General features: G+C 67.7%; 18 protein-coding genes. 8 read left to right on the top strand and 10 right to left on the bottom strand.

The window, feature by feature from the left end:
• From V7Q48_RS17670 to queC, 6 genes are all read left to right on the top strand, one after another.
• A partial coding sequence (locus V7Q48_RS17670) for a cold-shock protein (RefSeq protein ID WP_333840458.1) occupies positions 1 to 606 on the top strand: 606 nt, incomplete at its 5' end.
• A gap of 148 nt (positions 607 to 754) precedes the next feature.
• Positions 755 to 1,942 (top strand): aspartate aminotransferase family protein, encoded by a 1,188-nt coding sequence (locus V7Q48_RS17665; RefSeq protein WP_333840456.1) that lies wholly within the window; start codon positions 755 to 757, stop codon positions 1,940 to 1,942.
• Between the two features lie 14 nt (positions 1,943 to 1,956).
• Positions 1,957 to 2,895 (top strand): ornithine carbamoyltransferase, encoded by a 939-nt coding sequence (gene argF, locus V7Q48_RS17660; RefSeq protein WP_333840454.1) that lies wholly within the window; start codon positions 1,957 to 1,959, stop codon positions 2,893 to 2,895.
• 108 nt (positions 2,896 to 3,003) lie between these two features.
• Positions 3,004 to 3,900, top strand: a complete 897-nt coding sequence (gene hslO, locus V7Q48_RS17655; RefSeq protein WP_333840452.1) for an Hsp33 family molecular chaperone HslO — start codon at positions 3,004 to 3,006, stop codon at positions 3,898 to 3,900.
• 130 nt (positions 3,901 to 4,030) lie between these two features.
• Entirely contained in the window at positions 4,031 to 4,444 is a 414-nt protein-coding gene (locus V7Q48_RS17650; RefSeq protein WP_333840450.1) for a hypothetical protein, read from the top strand.
• Positions 4,445 to 4,466: 22 nt separating this feature from the next.
• The gene (queC, locus tag V7Q48_RS17645) at positions 4,467 to 5,156 is read left to right on the top strand and encodes a 7-cyano-7-deazaguanine synthase QueC (RefSeq protein WP_333840448.1); all 690 of its coding nucleotides are present in this window, start codon (positions 4,467 to 4,469) and stop codon (positions 5,154 to 5,156) included.
• A gap of 151 nt (positions 5,157 to 5,307) precedes the next feature.
• Here queC and V7Q48_RS17640 read toward each other — a convergent pair whose 3' ends face one another.
• The 3 genes from V7Q48_RS17640 to V7Q48_RS17630 all read right to left on the bottom strand — a co-directional run bounded on the left by V7Q48_RS17640 (position 5,308) and on the right by V7Q48_RS17630 (position 9,625).
• Positions 5,308 to 7,620, bottom strand: coding sequence for a CDC48 family AAA ATPase (locus V7Q48_RS17640; protein ID WP_333840446.1), 2,313 nt, complete (start codon positions 7,618 to 7,620; stop codon positions 5,308 to 5,310).
• A gap of 307 nt (positions 7,621 to 7,927) precedes the next feature.
• Entirely contained in the window at positions 7,928 to 8,698 is a 771-nt protein-coding gene (locus V7Q48_RS17635) for a class I SAM-dependent methyltransferase (RefSeq protein WP_333840444.1), read from the bottom strand.
• Between the two features lie 147 nt (positions 8,699 to 8,845).
• A complete protein-coding gene (locus tag V7Q48_RS17630; protein ID WP_333840442.1) occupies positions 8,846 to 9,625 on the bottom strand; it encodes a universal stress protein in 780 nt (259 codons plus the stop codon).
• 158 nt (positions 9,626 to 9,783) lie between these two features.
• Here V7Q48_RS17630 and V7Q48_RS17625 point away from each other — a divergent pair, with 158 nt between their 5' ends.
• On the top strand, positions 9,784 to 10,467 hold the full coding sequence (locus V7Q48_RS17625) for a glutathione S-transferase family protein (RefSeq protein WP_333840440.1): 684 nt from the start codon (positions 9,784 to 9,786) through the stop codon (positions 10,465 to 10,467).
• A gap of 18 nt (positions 10,468 to 10,485) precedes the next feature.
• Here the strand turns inward: V7Q48_RS17625 and V7Q48_RS17620 are convergent, their stop codons facing one another.
• The 4 genes from V7Q48_RS17620 to V7Q48_RS17605 form a co-directional block, all read right to left on the bottom strand.
• Entirely contained in the window at positions 10,486 to 11,070 is a 585-nt protein-coding gene (locus V7Q48_RS17620) for a hypothetical protein (RefSeq protein ID WP_333840438.1), read from the bottom strand.
• 157 nt (positions 11,071 to 11,227) lie between these two features.
• Positions 11,228 to 11,662 carry a DUF983 domain-containing protein gene (locus V7Q48_RS17615; protein ID WP_333840436.1) on the bottom strand — a complete coding sequence of 145 codons (435 nt, stop codon included), beginning with the start codon at positions 11,660 to 11,662 and terminating at the stop codon, positions 11,228 to 11,230.
• 65 nt (positions 11,663 to 11,727) lie between these two features.
• Positions 11,728 to 13,524: a bifunctional metallophosphatase/5'-nucleotidase gene (locus V7Q48_RS17610; protein ID WP_333840434.1), complete on the bottom strand. Its 1,797-nt coding sequence runs from the start codon at positions 13,522 to 13,524 to the stop codon at positions 11,728 to 11,730.
• 128 nt (positions 13,525 to 13,652) lie between these two features.
• Complete coding sequence (locus tag V7Q48_RS17605) at positions 13,653 to 14,105, bottom strand: thermonuclease family protein (RefSeq protein ID WP_333840432.1); 453 nt, start codon at positions 14,103 to 14,105, stop codon at positions 13,653 to 13,655.
• Between the two features lie 129 nt (positions 14,106 to 14,234).
• On the opposite strand from V7Q48_RS17605, the gene V7Q48_RS17600 reads away from it, so the two are divergent.
• Positions 14,235 to 14,396 (top strand): hypothetical protein, encoded by a 162-nt coding sequence (locus V7Q48_RS17600; protein ID WP_333840430.1) that lies wholly within the window; start codon positions 14,235 to 14,237, stop codon positions 14,394 to 14,396.
• A 132-nt stretch (positions 14,397 to 14,528) separates the two neighbouring features.
• On the opposite strand, the gene V7Q48_RS17595 is transcribed toward V7Q48_RS17600, so the two are convergent.
• The 3 genes from V7Q48_RS17595 to V7Q48_RS17585 form a co-directional block, all read right to left on the bottom strand.
• Entirely contained in the window at positions 14,529 to 15,341 is an 813-nt protein-coding gene (locus V7Q48_RS17595; protein ID WP_333840428.1) for an APH(3')-I family aminoglycoside O-phosphotransferase, read from the bottom strand.
• 87 nt (positions 15,342 to 15,428) lie between these two features.
• Positions 15,429 to 15,776: a DMT family protein gene (locus tag V7Q48_RS17590; RefSeq protein WP_333840426.1), complete on the bottom strand. Its 348-nt coding sequence runs from the start codon at positions 15,774 to 15,776 to the stop codon at positions 15,429 to 15,431.
• A gap of 208 nt (positions 15,777 to 15,984) precedes the next feature.
• Positions 15,985 to 16,390: Smr/MutS family protein (locus tag V7Q48_RS17585; protein ID WP_333840424.1), on the bottom strand; the 406-nt coding region annotated here is incomplete at its 5' end.

The following is a 16,390-nucleotide window of genomic DNA, read 5'->3' as shown; positions in this document are numbered from 1 at the left end:
GGTTTCGGCGGCGGTGACCGTGGCGGCTTCGGCGGCGGCGATCGCGGCGGCTTCGGCGGTGGTGCTCCGCGCGGCGGTGGTGGCGGCTTCGGCGGCCCCCGTGGTGGCGGCATGCCCGCACAGGTCGTCGGCACCGGCAAGGGTGTCGTCAAGTTCTTCAACGGCCAGAAGGGCTTCGGCTTCATCCAGCGTGAAGACGGCGGCGAAGACGTGTTCGTGCACATCAGCGCGGTCGAGCGTGCCGGCCTCGAAGGCCTGGCCGAGGGCCAGACCCTGGAATTCAACCTCGTCGATCGCGGCGGGAAGATTTCGGCTGCCGACCTCCAGGTCGTTGGCGACGTCATCCCCGTGGCGGCCAAGCCCGCTGCCCCGCAGCGCCAGCTGACCGGCGAGAAGGCCACCGGAACGGTCAAGTTCTTCAACGCGATGAAGGGCTTCGGCTTCATCACGCGTGACGACGGCCAGCCCGACGCGTTCGTGCACATCAGTGCCGTCGAGCGTTCGGGCATGCGCGAGCTGAACGAGGGCGACAAGCTCGAGTTCGACCTCGAGGTCGATCGACGAGGCAAGCACTCGGCGGTCAACCTGGTGCCGCGCCAGGACTGATCCCGGCCGCATGATCCCCGGGCGCGTTCGCCCCGGGGGCCTGCAACCAGACATACGCGTGCAGATGGCGGTCCGCTCGGGCCGCCATTTGTCGTTGCGGCCTCTCTATTCCCCGTTTTTGCCGATTCTCGACAACAGGAGCTGTCTCATGTCCATCACCCCGCTCATGCCCGTCTACCCCCGGTGCGGCGTGCGACCGGTGCGCGGCGAACACTGCCACCTGATCGGCGAGGACGGCACGCGATATCTCGATTTCGCCAGCGGCATCGCGGTCAATCTGCTGGGGCACTCGCACCCGCACCTGATCGGCGCGCTGCAGAAGCAGGTCGAGACGCTCATGCATGTCTCCAACCTCTATGGCAGCCCGCAAGGCGAGACGCTGGCGCAGCGGCTGGTCGACCTGACCTTTGCCGACACCGTGTTCTTCACCAATTCGGGTGCCGAGGCGGTCGAATGCGCGATCAAGACCGCGCGCGCGCATCACCAGTATCATGGTGAAAGTCCGGAACGGTTCGAGATCATCACCTTCCGCAACGCGTTCCACGGCCGCACGATGGCCACGATCAGCGCGTCGGACCAGGAGAAGATGCACAAGGGCTTCATGCCCCTGCTGCCCGGCTTCCACTATGTCGACTTCAACGACCTCGACGCTGCACGCGCGCTGGTCGGCCCCAAGACCGCGGGCATCCTGGTCGAACCGATCCAGGGCGAGGGCGGCATCCGCGAGGGCGACGAGGCCTTCATCAAGGGTCTGCGCGCGCTGTGCGACGAGCACGGCCTGATGCTGATCTTCGACGAAGTGCAGTGCGGCGTCGCGCGCAGCGGCACGATGTTCGCCTACGAGCAATACGGCGTCACGCCCGACATCATGGCCGTGGCCAAGGGCATCGGCGGCGGCTTCCCGCTCGGCGCCTGCCTTGCGACCGAGCAGGCCGCGCGCGGCATGGTGTTCGGCACGCACGGCAGCACCTATGGCGGCAACCCGCTGGCGATGGCCGCAGGCAATGCCGTGCTCGATGTCGTCGCCAACGCGGAATTCCTCGCGCAGGTTTGCGCCACCGGCGACCGGCTGCGCACGCGCCTCGAGCAGTTTATCGGCAATTATCCCGACCTGTTCGAACTGGTGCGCGGACGCGGGCTGATGCTCGGCGTCAAGTGCCGCATCGAGCCGCGCCCGTTCGTGGCGCACATGCGCGACAATCACCAGCTGCTGACGGTCTCGGCCGGCGACATGACCTTCCGGATCCTGCCGCCGCTCGTCATCGACGACAGCCACATCGACGAATTCATGGAAAAGCTCTCGGCTGCGGCCGCGAGCTATGCCCCGGCTGCGTGAGGAGCGCACCTGCAATGACTGAGACCACGATCCGGCATTTCCTGAACCTGGCCGACGCCGGCGGGGATGCCGTCGCCGCGATGCTGGCCGATGCACTCGATCGCAAGACCGCCCGCAAGTCTTGGCCCAAGGGCCGCGTCGATGCCGATGCACCGCTGGCCGGGCACGTGCTGGCCATGGTGTTCGAGAAGAACTCGACCCGTACGCGCGTCTCGTTCGACATGGCGATGCGCCAGCTGGGCGGTTCGGCGCTGATCCTCGATGCAGGCACCTCGCAGCTTGGCCGTGGCGAGACGATCGCCGACACCGCGCGCGTGCTCAGCCGCATGGTCGATGCGATCATGCTGCGCACCGACGACCATGCCAAGGTCGAGGAACTGGCGCATTTTGCGACGGTGCCGGTCATCAATGGCCTGACCGACATGTCGCATCCCTGCCAGATCATGGCCGACCTGCTCACCGTGATCGAACATGGCAAGGCACTGCCGGGGCTCGAAGTGGCGTGGCTCGGCGATGGCAACAACGTGCTCAACTCGATCGTCGAGGCGGCCGGGCTGATGAAGTTCAACGTGCGCATCGGCGTGCCAGAGGGCTATGAATCCGACGCCGGCTTCATCGCCCGGGCCAAGGCCGGCGGGGCGAACGTGACGCTGCATCGCGACGCCGCGCAGGCCGTCGCTGGCGCCGATGTGGTCGTCACCGATACCTGGATCTCGATGGGCCAGGCGCATGCCGAGGCCAAGCTGGCGGCAATGGCGCCGTACCAGGTCGACGAGGCGCTGATGGCCAAGGCCAAGGGCGACGCGCTGTTCCTCCACTGCCTGCCCGCGCACCGCAACGAGGAAGTCACCGACGCGGTGATCGACGGCCCCCGCTCGGTTGTGTGGGACGAGGCTGAAAACCGCATTCACGCGCAGAAGTCGGTGCTGCGCTGGGTGTTCGGCCAGATCTGAACGCGTCGCGCATCAGGTTCGCGACCTGGGCGCCGGGATCGGGGCGGGCTGGCAAAATCCCGCCCCGATGCCCATATCGGCGCCTGAAGACGCGAACCGAAAGATCCCATGACCGAATTCGTTGAAACCGGTTTCGACCAGATCCTGCAATTCACCGTGCCCGGGCGCGATGCCCGTGGGCGCCTCGTGCGGCTTGGCCCGACGCTCGACACGGTGCTCTCGGCACATGCCTATCCCGCGCCGATCCGCAATCTCTTGGCCGAGGCGCTGGTCCTGACCGCGCTGCTGGGTGCCCTGCTCAAGGACGACCAGGGCCAGTTGACGCTGCAGGCCCAGACCCAGGGCGGCGTGGTCGATCTGCTCGCCTGCGATTACCGCGATGGCGAGGTGCGCGGCTATGTCCGCCACGATCGCGCCCGGCTGGACGAACTGGGGCCGCATCCCTCGCTGCATGCGCTGTTCGGTGACGGTTACCTCGCCATCACCTTCGATCTCGCCGCGACGGACCAGCGATATCAGGGCATCGTCCCGCTCGAAGGCGAAAGCCTCGCGCGCGCGTGCGAGAGCTATTTCTTCCAGTCCGAGCAGGTGCCGACGCTGATCCGCGTGGGCGTGCACACCGAGAACGGACAGTGCGTGGCCGGCGGCATGGTAGTGCAGCACTTGCCTGATGGCGAGGAAGGGCGCGAACGCCTCCATGCCCGGCTCGATCATCCCGAGTGGGAGCATGTGGCCGCGCTTGCCGGCAGCCTGCGCGCCGACGAGCTGACCGATCCCGACCTCAGCCTCGAGGCGGTGGTGTGGCGTCTGTTCCACGAAGAGGACGAAGTGCGCGTCACCAAGGGGCCGGTGCTGACCCGCGGTTGCCGCTGCACCAGCGACTATTACCGCGACATCCTTGCGCGATTCGGTGAGGCCGAGCGCGCGGAGATGGAAAACGAGGATGGCGAGATCGTCGTCGACTGCGCGTTCTGCTCGCGCCTGTTCCCGATCCGCTTCGAATGACGCGACAGGCGGGGCGGCGTGGCGATCACGCGCCGCCCCCATTGCGTCCCCATGCGCAGGGAAGTCTTAATTCGGCCGCAGCACGGGTTTATACCGATTCGACAGGTCACTGCGTGGAAAGGGGGATTGCATGGTAAACGGAATCGGGCGCCGCGCCCTCGCCTCCGGGCTGGCGGCAGCGGCCTTCTTCGTGGCGACACCGGCGGGCGCGCAGAAGCCGCTGGCCATGCTCGATCGCATCACGCCGGGGCAGTGGGTCGTGCGCACGCGCGAGGCGGGTGACGAGGATCTGCGGCTGTGCCTCGAACAGGGGCGCGCGCTGATCCAGTTGCGCCATCGCGGAATTCCCTGCCGCCAGGTCGTGGTGCAGGACGGCGACGCGGGAATCCAGGTGAGCTACAGCTGCGGGCCGGCAGGCTCGGGCATGACCCGCATCCGTTTCGAGAACGAGGAACTCGTCCAGATCGAGACGCAGGGCATCGCGCAAGGGTTGCCCTTCGCGTTTGCCGGCGAGGCCCGCCGGCAGGGGGCTTGCCCGCGTTGACCGGCAGGCCTAGCGCAAGGCCATGACCGACTCTTCCGAACTTCCCCTGGCTGTCGTGCTCCTATCCGGCGGCCTCGATTCGATGGTCTGCGCCGCGCTCGCGCAGGAGCAGGGCTTTCGCGTGCTCGCCCTCACCATCGACTACAACCAGCGGCATCGGGTCGAGCTCGACGCCGCGCGGGTGATCGCCCAGCGCCTCGGCGTCGAACGCCACGTCATCCTGCCGCTCGACTTGCGCCAGTTCGGCGGCTCGGCCCTGACCGACGCGATCGACGTACCCAAGACGGGCGTGGGCGACGACATCCCGGTGACCTACGTGCCGGCGCGCAACCTCGTGTTCCTGTCGCTGGCGCTGGCATGGGCCGAGGCTGCCGGGTCCAGCGACCTGTTCATCGGCGTCAATGCGCTCGACTATTCCGGCTATCCCGACTGCCGGCCCGAATTCATCGGCGGCTTCCAGGACCTGGCACGCGTTGCGACCAAGGTCGGCAGCGAAGGTGGCACGGTCAAGGTCCATGCGCCGCTGCAGCACTTGCGCAAGTCCGAGATCGCGCAGGAAGCGGTCCGCCTGGGGCTGAATACGGGTGAGAGCTGGTCGTGCTACGACCCGCTGCCCGACGGCCGCGCTTGCGGCGAATGCGACAGCTGCCGGCTGCGCAAGGCGGGCTTCGAAGAAGCCGGCCTGTCCGACGGGACTAACTACGGCGCTTGATGCGCATAGGCTGGACGGGCGGCCTCCACTAGAGTGCGATGACAAAAAGTGGGAACCGGTTTTTGTCACAAATCGCACGAGCACAAATATCTAGAGCGTGATGGCGTTTCATCGAAACGTCATCACGCTCTAAGGGAAGCCGCCCGCGTCTTCAGTGCTTCGACTCGCGGGTGGACTGCACCATGCCCGGGGCGAGGAAGCCGATCGTCGGGCTGGGTTCGACGGCGCGCTTCTTGAGCTCGCCCTTCATCCGTCCGTACTCGGCTTCCATCTCCTCGGTCACCGTGGCGCGCGAATCCTCGAGCGCGGCGGTGAAGTCCGCCTTGTTCACCGACTGCACACTGCCGCCCGCGCGCCGAATGGCGTTAAGGCCCGCCCGGCGCACCACGTCCTCGAGATCGGCGCCGGTGAAGCGCGCGGTCTCGCGCGCCACCTCGGCAAGATCGACGTCCGCGGCCAGCGGCATCGATCCGGTGTGGATCTTGAGGATGTGCACGCGGCCTGCCTCGCTCGGCGTGCCGACATAGACCAGCTCGTCGAACCGGCCCGGCCGCAGCAGTGCGGGATCGACGAGGTTGGGCCGGTTGGTCGCGCCGATCAGCACCACCGACTGGAGTTCCTCCAGCCCGTCCATCTCGGCCAGGATCGTGTTGACCACGCGCGCCGTCACCTGCGGCTCGCCGACCCCGGTGCCACGCGCGGGCACGAGGCTGTCGATCTCGTCGATGAAGATGACGCAAGGCGCAACCTGTCGCGCGCGCGCAAACAGCCGGGCGATCTGCTGTTCGCTCTCGCCGTACCACTTGCTGAGCAGGTCCGAGGACTTGATCGCGATGAAGTTGGCCTCGGCCTCCTTCGCCACGGCCTTGGCCAGAAGGGTCTTGCCGGTGCCCGGCGGGCCATAGAGCAGGAAGCCCTTGGCTGGCCGGATGCCGAGGCGATGGAACGCCTCGGGCGACTTCAGCGGGAGTTCGACGCCTTCGCGCAGCTTTTCCTGCGCGTCGTCGAGCCCGCCGACATCGTCCCAGCTGGTCGTCGGCGCCTGGACCATGACCTCGCGCATCGCGGAAGGCTGCACGCGCTTGAGCGCCTCGAGGAAGTCGTCACGCTCGACGCGCAGGCTGTCGAGCACCTCGGGCGGGATGGTCTGCCGCTCGAAGTCGAGCCGCGGCATGATCCGCCGTACCGCCTCGATCGCCGCCTCGCGGCCGAGAGCTGCAAGGTCGGCGCCGACGAAGCCGTGCGTGGTGCGGGCCAGTTCCCTGAGGTCGACGTCTTCCGCCAGCGGCATGCCGCGGGTGTGGATGCCGATGATCTCACGCCGGCCAGCCTCGTCGGGCACGCCGACCACGATCTCGCGGTCGAAGCGGCCGGGACGGCGCAGCGCCTCGTCGAGCGCATCGGGCCGGTTGGTCGCGGCGATCACGACCAGGTTGGAGCGGCCGTGGAGGCCGTCCATCAGCGTGAGGAGCTGCGCGACGAGGCGCTTTTCCGCCTCGCCGGTGACCTGGCTGCGCTTGGGCGCGATCGAGTCGATCTCGTCGATGAAGATGATCGAGGGCGCGTTGGCGGTGGCCTCCTCGAACACTTCACGCAGGCGCTTCTCGCTCTCGCCATAGGCGGACCCCATGATCTCGGGCCCGTTGATGGTGTAGAAGCTGGCATCGCTCTCGTTGGCCACGGCGCGCGCGAGGCGCGTCTTGCCGGTGCCCGGCGGGCCATGCAGCAGGACCCCCTTGGGCGGATCGACGCCGAGGCGGGTGAACAGTTCGGGGTAGCGCAAGGGCAGCTCGACCATCTCGCGCAGCTGGCGGATGGTGTCGCCCATGCCGCCGACGTCGTCGTAATTGACGTCGGCGCGGCCGCTGCGCGGTTCCTCGTACTCGGCGCGCAGTTCGACTTCGGTGTTTTCGTCGATGTGGACCACGCCCTTGGGCACGGTCGAGACGACGGTCAGGCGGATCTGCGTCAGCGCGAAGGCCGGCGCATTGAGCATCTGGCGCAGCTGAGGGGGCATGTCGCCGCGGTTGACCTGCTGCTGCCCCGCGGTCGCGACGAGATCGCCCGTCACCAGCGGGCGGCCGGCGAAATTGCGCTTGAGCGCGGCGGCCGGGCCCTGCAGGCGCAGGTCACGCTGCGCAGGTGCAAAGACCACGCGCTGTGCGGGGCGCGACTCGACCCGGCGCACTTCGACATGATCGCCCGAGCCGACGTCGGCATTGGCGCGCTGCAGGCCGTCGAGGCGGATGAGCTCGAGGCCCTCGTCCTCGGGATAGGGCAGGACCGCGCGGGCCGGGGTGTTGCGCTTGCCGATGATCTCGATCACGTCGCCCTCGGTCACGCCGAGGGCACCCATGACCGCACGGCTGATCCGCGCGATGCCGTGGCCGGATTCCTCCTGCCGCGAGCTCGCGACCTGCAGGCGGACGGTGCGTTGATCGCCCAGTGTTGGTGCCTCTGCCATTGCCCATTTCGCTGTTGGGGGCGGAACTGCCCGGTACGGCCTAGCTAGGATGGCAGGCCCGGGTTTTCAAACGCCGCTCGTGCGCGAAGGTTCTCAGGTGTCGGGAAAGCGACCGCAGAGCGCGATGGCGTCAGGACCAAGTCCCTGACAACCGGGCAAAAAAAGGGCCCGACCGTTGCCGGCCAGGCCTTTTGAAAGTTTGGGAGAGGATGCCTGAAAGGCAGGTTCTTTATGTCGTGATCCGTAACTTTGTGCAAATGCGAAACACGAAATCATAATTGCGTTCACTGCAACTGCAGGTGTCGCTTCAGGCGGGGCGGCGGAACTTGAGCGCGAACCGATCGGTCTTTCCGCGCAAGCCTGGGGCAAAAACGATTGCAGTGTGATCGTCTTCGCTGCGCTGCAGCAATGGGCTTTCCCCGTCGAACACGAAGCCCGCGGCCTTCATGTCGGCTTTCACCTGCGCCGGGTCGATCCGGTGCAGCGTTCCCGCGACGACGGCCGGCTTGCCCGCGAGGCCGACGTGATCCACGATCACCACGGTGCCACCGGGCCGCACCGCCGCGAACCAGTTCGCGAGGGTCTGCGCGATCGGGCGCCCCGGTTCGGTGCCGCCCTTTTCCGCGGGCAGGTAGAGATCGTGGAATTCGAGGTGCGAGAAGATCGCATCGACGCTGCGCGGCGCCAGCATCTGCTCGGCCGAAGGCTTGACGACCATCTCGACGTTGGGATGCGCCTTGGCGACGGCATCGAGCGTGCCGGGCTTGAGATAGGCCGGATCGGCCAGCGCCAGGACCTTGCCCTTGGGACCGACCATGTCGGCGATCAGTTCGGAATAATAGCCGCCTCCGGCGCCCCAGTCTGCCACGACCTGCCCGGGCTTGAAGCCTGCGAATGCCAGGACTTGGGCGGGCATGCGGCTTTCGTCGAGCGCACGGTTGGCGGCGCTGCGTGCCGGATCGGCAACTGCGGTGGTGGCGGCAGCCGCCAGCTTGGCGGGGGAGGCGGGTGCCGCGGCCACGGCGCCGGTGGCGAGAAGGGCGCCAGAGGCAAGCAGGGCGAGGCAGGGAACGAGCATGCGGCGGTTGGGGAGGGGCAGCATTGGCGGTTATCTCCAGCGACGGACGGCCGCATCTGTGCCGCCCTTCACCGGCATCATGCCACAGCCATGGCACGCGGCAATGCCGCTCTCTCGCCGCGCGCTATGCCCGCCCGTCACGATCCCTCAGTGCGCGAGCAGCAGTGGCACCGTCGCGTGATCGAGCATCGCGCGCGAGACGCCGCCGAGGAACAGTTCGCGCAGGCGGCTGTGCCCGAACAGGCCCATCACGATCACGCGCGCCTGCAGCCGGGTGGCGGTCGCGGCCAGCGTCGCGGCAATCGTGCCGGCGGGCGGCACGGTATGGGTTTGCGCATGCACCCCGTGGCGCGACAGATAGGCGGCGGCCTCGCAGGCCGGCAGCGCCTCGGGCGCGGGATCGACCGTGACCAGGTGCACGGCCGAGGCCAGCCGCAACACAGGCAACGCCGCGCGCATGGCATGTCCGGCCTCAATGCTGCCGTCCCAGGCGATCATCGCCGGGCCGGTGAAGTCCACCAGCGGGGCGCCCTTGGGCACCGCCAGCACCGGGCTGCGTACGCCCAGCACCAGTTCCTCGATCATGGGATCGGCAAGGCTGGTGACGATCGCGTCGGCAAAACGCGCTGCAGCGCCGGCGGCGGGAATCGGTGCTTCGTCGGCGGTGACGACGTCGAAGGGCACGTCCTGGGGGGCAAGGCGCGCATCGATCTGGTCGGCGAGCGCGCGATCTTCGGCGCGGGCCTTCTGCATGACGTCGGCAGTCAGCACCGCGCCGCCGAACGGCTCCCACACGGCCATCTCGGCGAAAGGATTGGCGATCTGCACGGTCACGTGACCATTCGTGGCACGGGCGAGAGCGAGGGCGGTTTCGAGGCGGTCGTCGAGGGTGGCGGTGCCATCGATGGGGCAGAGAATGGAGCGCATGGGGATCGTCCTTCTTCCAACGGTGCCGCCATCCTGCCACTGTGCGCGCGGGGCGCCATGACCTGCATCAAAGCAGCGGGCGGGCGATCGAAAAACGACGTGCCGCTGCCGGGCGTGGCCGTGGCCCCCGCTGGTCTGCGCGCAGGAGGACAGGTTCGATGGGCTATACGTTGATCACCGCCAACCGGAACTATTCGAGCTGGTCGCTGCGGCCCTGGGTGCTGATGAAGGCGCTCGGCATCGCCTTTACCGATTGCCTCGAGCCCTTCACCAAGCCCGTCAATTACGAAGAATTCCGCGCGTTTTCGCCCACCGGCCAAGTCCCGGCGCTGGTCGATGGCGCGCAGACCGTGTGGGATTCGCTGGGCATCGTGCTTTACCTGGCGGAGCGTCATCCCGGCGTCTGGCCCGAAGAGACCGGGGCGCGGGCGTTCGCGCAGTGCGCGGTGTGCGAGATGCACGGGGGCTTCGCGGCGCTGCGCAACGACTGCACGATGAATGTCGGCGTGCGGGTCCAGCCGCGCCCGATGCGCGCCGCGCTGGTCCACGACGTGGCGCGGCTGCGCGAACTGTTCGAAGAAGGGCTCGATCGATTCGGTGGTCCTTGGCTCGCGGGCCAGGCCTTCACCGCCATCGACGCGTTCTATGCCCCGGTCGCTTTCCGCGTGCGGACCTATGGCCTCGATGTCGGGCGCGGGCAGGCCTGGGTGGACCATGTCCTCGCTCACCCGGCGATGCGGCAGTGGGAAGCCGAGGCACTCGCCGAGACGTGGCGCGAGGCCAGCCACGAGGAGGAACTGGCGGCGGCGGGCGCAATCCTGGCGGATTACCGCCAGGGCTGAACCCGCCGGTTCCAAAAATCAGCGCTTGAAGCTGACGTCCTCGTCAAGGAAGGCCTTGACCGCCGCGCCCATCGGGATGTGCGCGCTGGTGCCGGTGGTGAAGAAGCCAGCGACCGGAACGAAGGCGACAGCGGCCACGACACCGCCGGTGCCGGTCACGCCCTTGTCGTTGAAAGCGCCGGTCAGGCGAATGCTGCGGTCAGCCACCCGGACGGAAACGGCACGCGCGGCGATGTAGCCCGACTTGCCCCACATGCCCTTGTTGCGAACTTCGGTGATCTCGGCGACCGCGGGCGAGCCCGAGGGAATCACGACGACGCCACCCTGCTCGACGTTGGCAGCCACGGTCATCTGCACGCGCTGGCCGACCCGCAAGGCCTTGCCCTTGGTGGTCAGGTCCTCGGCAGTGACGAGCGGGACCTCGGCGCCGGCACGCAGTACGTCAGATGCCGTGGCGGGGAGGACGATCGACGTGGTCGCGGCGGGGGCGACGGTCGTCGTAGTGGTGGTCGTTGCAGCAGCAGGCACGTCCGCAGCCAGTGCCGGCACGGTGGCGAATGCCAGCGGCATGACGATGGCAAACGCATTGATCTTGATGGTCATATGTCCCCCAAATTCGTCGACACCATGGGCGCGACCCGGGGTTCATACGGCAACAACCCGTAACGGAATGCATCATTCTGCATTCTGGTTGGTGCGAATTGGCTCCATTATGGAGGGAACCCGCACCGGACAGATCGAGCCGCCAGCAGCCTCAGTGCTAGCGGGTATCGTCGCCGCCCGGCATGTCCGCGTCACGCCCTTCCATCTTCGCCCACAGGCCTTCGGTGCCGGCTTCGGTGGCCTTGTTCACATATTGCGAGGCGACCAGCCAGCCCTTGAACGGGCGCAGCGATCCCAGGCAGCCGATGGCGAGGATGGGAACCGAGGTGACCAGGTGAACCCACCAGGGCGGGCTGTAGGCCACCTCAAGCCAGACCGCGAAGAACGTCAGCGGGAAGGCGGTGAGGCACAGCGCGAAGAAGGCGGGGCCGTCGTCCGCGCGCGCGAACGAGAAGTCGAGCCCGCAGGATGGGCAGCGCTTGGCCAGTCGTAACCAGCCATCGAACATGCTGGCCTTGCCGCAGCGCGGGCATAGCCCCTTGCGCCCGCAATTGTAGATCCAGCGGAATTTCGGGTTGTCCAGCAGCGCCATCGCGTTTCCTCTCTGCAAGGAGCGTTAGGGGTCTCGCCATGGCGCTGCAAGGACAAGCGGCGTTGTCAGAGGCCGGTGATCGTCACCCGCGCCTCGGCCGGAACGGTGCGGACCGGGACGGCGGCAATCCAGTCCCGCAGGGCGTCGAGATCGTTCTGCCCTTGCACCTGATCGGGCTTGCCCGCCAGCTGGGTGAAGGTATCGCCTCCCAATGCCAGAAACTGGTTGACGGTGACGCGGTAGGCCTTGGCGGGCACCACCGGACGGCCGCCGATGGTGAGGCTGGTCACGCGGCTGCCCACGGGCTTCGTCACGTCGATCGTGTAGCGGACATTGGCCGAGGGGGCGAGCGCCTGCCACGGACCGTCGTCGTCGAGGCCCTGCTCGAGCACCGCCTTCACTTGCGCGCCGGTGAGCGTTTGCGTGAACAGTACGTTGCTGAACGGCTGGACGCGATAGATGTCGCCGAAGCGGACGACGCCGTCCTTGTCGGGGACCAGCGTGGTGCGGATGCCGAAGGGGTTCATCAGCGCCAGATCCGCACCGGCCTTGCGCGTGGCGCCCAGTTGCGAATCCGCGATGAGGTTGCCCAGCGTGCCGCCAGTGGCGACCTTGCCCGGCTCCCCGCGCAGGGCGGGGCCCGCCAGCTTGCCGACGGGCCGCGCCGCGAAGGCGAGCGAGGCATCGACGTACTTCTTCACATAAGCCGCGATGTCGGCGCGCGGGGCGAACACCGGGAAGCGGCTGTCCTGCGTGACCAGGCGCGTGGCCGACTGGTAGGGGTCCGACTGGACGATCACGTTGTGCGCCCGGCGCGCGACCAGCTTGTGCGTGGTGGCATCGAAGTCCAGCGCGATGTCGGTGACCATCTCGCCATAGAGCCCGGCGCTGGTCAGCAGCAGCGGGTGCGCCGGATCGCGCGCGGCGAAGTCGCAGATGTAGGCGGCATGGGTGTGGCCCGAGACGATCAGGTCGACGCCGGGATCGAGACGCGGAATGATGTCGAGGATCGCACCCGACATGCCATTGCAGCCCTGCGGATCGGGCGGGCCGTCCTGCTTGCCGCCCTCGTGGATCAGCACGACGATGGCATTGGCATGCTGGGCCTTGAGGCCGGGGATGGCCGCGTTGATCGCCTTGGCCTCGTCCTCGAAGGTCAGGCCGGCGATTCCGGCCGGGCTGACCAGCGTGGGCGTGGTGCGCGTGGTCAGTCCGATGACGCCGATGGTCACGGCATCCGCGCCAGTGCCGAAGGTCTTGATGCCGGTCGCGGGAAACAGCGTATGGCCGGCCTGGTCGATCGTGCTGGCCGCGAGGTAGCGGAAGGTCGCGCCGGTGAACGGCTCGAGCTGGCAGGGCTTGTGCGTGGTGAATTGCGCGCAGCCGCCGTTCTGCATGCGCAGCAGTTCGTCCTTGCCGCGGTCGAACTCGTGATTGCCCACCGCGTTGAAGTCGACGCCGATGCGGTTCATCACGCCGATCGAGGGTTCGTCGAGATAGAGCGAGGACGCCACTTGGCTGGCACTGATCATGTCGCCGGCCGATACCGTCATGTGCAGCGGATATTGCCCGCGCACCGCGTCGATGGCCGACGCCAGCCAGGCCGCACCGCCCGCCGGGATCTGCCCCGTGGCACCCGTGGCGTCTTTGACCAGGACCGACTGGCGCGGGGGCTCGAGCTGGCCGTGGAAGTCGTTGATCGCCGCGATGCCGACGGTGATCGTCCGCGCGGGGGCAGTGTTGCCTGTCGCAGTGTTGGCTATCGGGGCTGGGCCGGCCGAAGACGAACGCTGGGGCTGGGCGGCGCAAGCGGCCAGCGCGAGGCTGGCGGCGAGCGGCACAAGGATGCGAAGGGACTTCATCGGCGGGGGAACCTCGTGGACAACGCCGCAGCATGCACCATCATGCAAGCGGCGTGGGAACCCCGGCCCATAAGGCGATGGTGTGACGGCGAAAAGACCGGATCGCGATGATCACGCCCGGTGTTTGGTCACACGCACCAGTTGCCGCGCCGACCCTTCCAGTGCTCGGCCAGTCCTTCGGACTCGAGGACCGCGCCGAGGCTTTGCCCACGCCGCACCACGACGCGCAGGGCGCGGCCATAGCGGTCGGTCTCGCGGCCCTCGGTCATCAGCGCGAAGCGGCCGGCGTTGAGCAGGTCCGTCAGCCGGCGCGTGGCGGCCGCGCCAAGCCGCGCCTCGTACGGGCAGGAGGGATGGCTTACCTCGGGCGCGTTGATGTCGGCGATGCGGATCTTGGTGCCGCGATACCAGAACGTGTCGCCATCGACGACGCAGGTCACGCGCGGCCCATCGTCACAGGCGGCAAAGCGACCGGATTCGGTGTCCGGCGCGGCGGGCGCAGCGGTGGTCGGGGTCATGGCCAAGGGGGCAAGGCCAAGGGCGATGGCGCAGGCCAATGCGCGGGGGATGATGCGGTTCATGGGGGCTTCTCATGCGGTTCGGTCCCCCTGAGAACGACGCAAAGCCCTTATGGTTGTGGTACTTAGGGTGACGCCTGAGAATTTTCGCGGTTGACGACCGGGTAACCATCGCATGGCACAATCGCCGCCATGTTCGGACCCAGGCTCTCGACGATCTTCGCTAGCCGCTGGCGCGCGCTGTGGTGGGCGGCCGGCATCCTGTTCCTGGCTTGGCAGCTCGTGCCTGCGCCCGAAGACACGCCCGCGCCGGCAGCATCGCCTGCCAATCCGTGGTCGAATGCGGGCGGCTAAGTGGCCCGAGCAGGTTTCGCAGCGTTCCGGCGCAGGGACGGACCTGCCATCGAAACGAGGGACAGTCCGGGTGTCTCAGGCCTGCAGGCGAGTGGTGGCGCAGCGAGATATCCGGGATTCAACCACTTCGCGTCAGAACAGCTCGTCCAGCAGCAGATGGAAATCCAGTTTGCTCTGGTCGACTTCGATGAGGCCATAGGCGGTGAGAAGCCTGTCCTGCAGGGCGGCGCCGAATTCCCCGAGGCAGTTCCAGAGGATCGCCAGGTCCTGATAACGATCGGCAACGCCAACACGGCCCGCATCGATGCAGCCGGTCACCACACTATCCGACATCAGGATATTGTCGAGCGAGAAGTCTCCGTGCGTGACCACCGGGTCGACCGCGAGAGGAAGATGTCGCTGCAGATCGTCCCACACCATGCCTGCCGTCCAGCCCTCCCGCGCAACGTCGAAATCGTCCTCATCGACCAGTCCGGCCTCGATTCGATGGCGTGCCTGGGCGAGCCGATAGACGTGGTCACTGTTGAACGGACAGTCGTGGCTCGGGATGGCATGAAGACGCTGCAGGAAGTCCGCCAATGCGTCGACGATCGCGATGCCGCTGGCTGTGCCCGAGGTCAGAGCCTGGTAAGCGGTTTCGCCCGGCAATGCCGTCATCAACAACCAGGCTTCGTCGTCCGTGGCGGTGAAACGGATGACGGCAGGCGCGGGAACATGCTGCGCCAGCCAGAGCAGGCGGTTCGTCTCTTCCGCAATGGCGTCGGCCACCGCGTCTCGGCCATGCTTGACGTACACGTCGGGGGCGCCTTGCCCGTCATGCAGCCGATAGACAGCGCCGCCGGATTCGCCGACGAGATTGCGGGACCAGCGATAGTTCTGCAACAAAGCGCCCCAATCCGCCGGGAGCGTCGGGGGCATGCATGCCGTTTCTCGTTTCCCCGCCATCGTGTCGGCAACCCGTCCTGAACCCGCTGGTCCACAGGTAGGTCCAGATCCCCGCCCTGCAAGGGTGACGGCAGCGAAGCGGCGACGTCAGCGACCGGTGAACAGGAACGCCACCGCGCCCATCAGGCAGGCAAAGGCCGCCAGATGCCGCCAGGTCAGCGCTTCGCCCAGCACGAAGACCATGAAGCCGCCGAAGATGACGAGCGCGATCGCTTCCTGCGCGACCTTGAGCTGCCCGGCGCTCCAGCCATGGGCATAGCCGATGCGGTTGGCCGGAACGGCAAGGCAGTATTCGAAGAGGGCGAGCCCCCAGCTGATGCCGATCACCATCCACAGCGGTCGTGCCTCTGCCGCATGGGGGCCACCGCGCAGGTGCCAGTACCAGGCTGTCGTCATGAACAGGTTCGAGCAGGCAAGCAGGAGCAGGGTCGGCACGCGGCGCGTCCTTTCGTCAGAACCGGCCGCATGCATACGCGAAACAAGCGGGAAATATCCCGTTATGCGCGAATAAGGTGCTTCGCGCGCGCGTCGGCGACGGGCAATTGGGGTGCGCAGGGAGCGCGCGAAGCGGATCCGGTGTGCGCCGCCGCAGGCCAGGCGGCAATCTCGTATGGCCGCGTAAGGGTCTGCCCGGGTCGCGCGTTCAGCGTCGCGCAGGGCGGCGCAGCACGATGTAGACCGCGCCCGATCCGCCATGGCGCGGCTGGGCCGGGCGCACCGCAGCAATGCGATCGGCATAGGGACTGGCGGCCAGCCAATCGAGCAGCTTGGCCCGAATCGCGCCGCGCCGTTCGCCGCGCAAGTCGTGGTCGCCGTGCGGGCGCGGCTTGCCCGCCACTAGCAGGATGACGCGCGCGCCCACTGCCAGGGCCTGGGCCAGGCTGTCGAGCAGGCGGCCGTGCGCCATGTCGAGGTTCATGCCGTGCAGGTCGATCGTGACATCGGGCGCGACGACGCCGCGCGCGAGCTTGCGGTCCCAGCTCGCGTCCAGCCCTTGGCCGGCGGCGTGAAGCGGCCGGGGTGCGGGGCCGGGCGGCGGCGGCCAAGGG

The organism is Novosphingobium sp., assembly GCF_036803765.1.
In the GTDB taxonomy this organism is placed as follows: Bacteria; Pseudomonadota; Alphaproteobacteria; order Sphingomonadales; family Sphingomonadaceae; genus Novosphingobium.
This window is presented reverse-complemented; position numbering and strand designations above follow the sequence as displayed.

Coding starts and splice junctions, on each gene's coding strand:
- V7Q48_RS17665 (WP_333840456.1), top strand. CDS start 755: ATGTCCATCACCCCGCTCATGCCCGTCTACCCCCGGTGCGGCGTGCGA.
- argF (WP_333840454.1), top strand. CDS start 1,957: ATGACTGAGACCACGATCCGGCATTTCCTGAACCTGGCCGACGCCGGC.
- hslO (WP_333840452.1), top strand. CDS start 3,004: ATGACCGAATTCGTTGAAACCGGTTTCGACCAGATCCTGCAATTCACC.
- V7Q48_RS17650 (WP_333840450.1), top strand. CDS start 4,031: ATGGTAAACGGAATCGGGCGCCGCGCCCTCGCCTCCGGGCTGGCGGCA.
- queC (WP_333840448.1), top strand. CDS start 4,467: ATGACCGACTCTTCCGAACTTCCCCTGGCTGTCGTGCTCCTATCCGGC.
- V7Q48_RS17640 (WP_333840446.1), bottom strand. CDS start 7,620: ATGGCAGAGGCACCAACACTGGGCGATCAACGCACCGTCCGCCTGCAG.
- V7Q48_RS17635 (WP_333840444.1), bottom strand. CDS start 8,698: ATGCTCGTTCCCTGCCTCGCCCTGCTTGCCTCTGGCGCCCTTCTCGCC.
- V7Q48_RS17630 (WP_333840442.1), bottom strand. CDS start 9,625: ATGCGCTCCATTCTCTGCCCCATCGATGGCACCGCCACCCTCGACGAC.
- V7Q48_RS17625 (WP_333840440.1), top strand. CDS start 9,784: ATGGGCTATACGTTGATCACCGCCAACCGGAACTATTCGAGCTGGTCG.
- V7Q48_RS17620 (WP_333840438.1), bottom strand. CDS start 11,070: ATGACCATCAAGATCAATGCGTTTGCCATCGTCATGCCGCTGGCATTC.
- V7Q48_RS17615 (WP_333840436.1), bottom strand. CDS start 11,662: ATGGCGCTGCTGGACAACCCGAAATTCCGCTGGATCTACAATTGCGGG.
- V7Q48_RS17610 (WP_333840434.1), bottom strand. CDS start 13,524: ATGAAGTCCCTTCGCATCCTTGTGCCGCTCGCCGCCAGCCTCGCGCTG.
- V7Q48_RS17605 (WP_333840432.1), bottom strand. CDS start 14,105: ATGAACCGCATCATCCCCCGCGCATTGGCCTGCGCCATCGCCCTTGGC.
- V7Q48_RS17600 (WP_333840430.1), top strand. CDS start 14,235: ATGTTCGGACCCAGGCTCTCGACGATCTTCGCTAGCCGCTGGCGCGCG.
- V7Q48_RS17595 (WP_333840428.1), bottom strand. CDS start 15,341: ATGGCGGGGAAACGAGAAACGGCATGCATGCCCCCGACGCTCCCGGCG.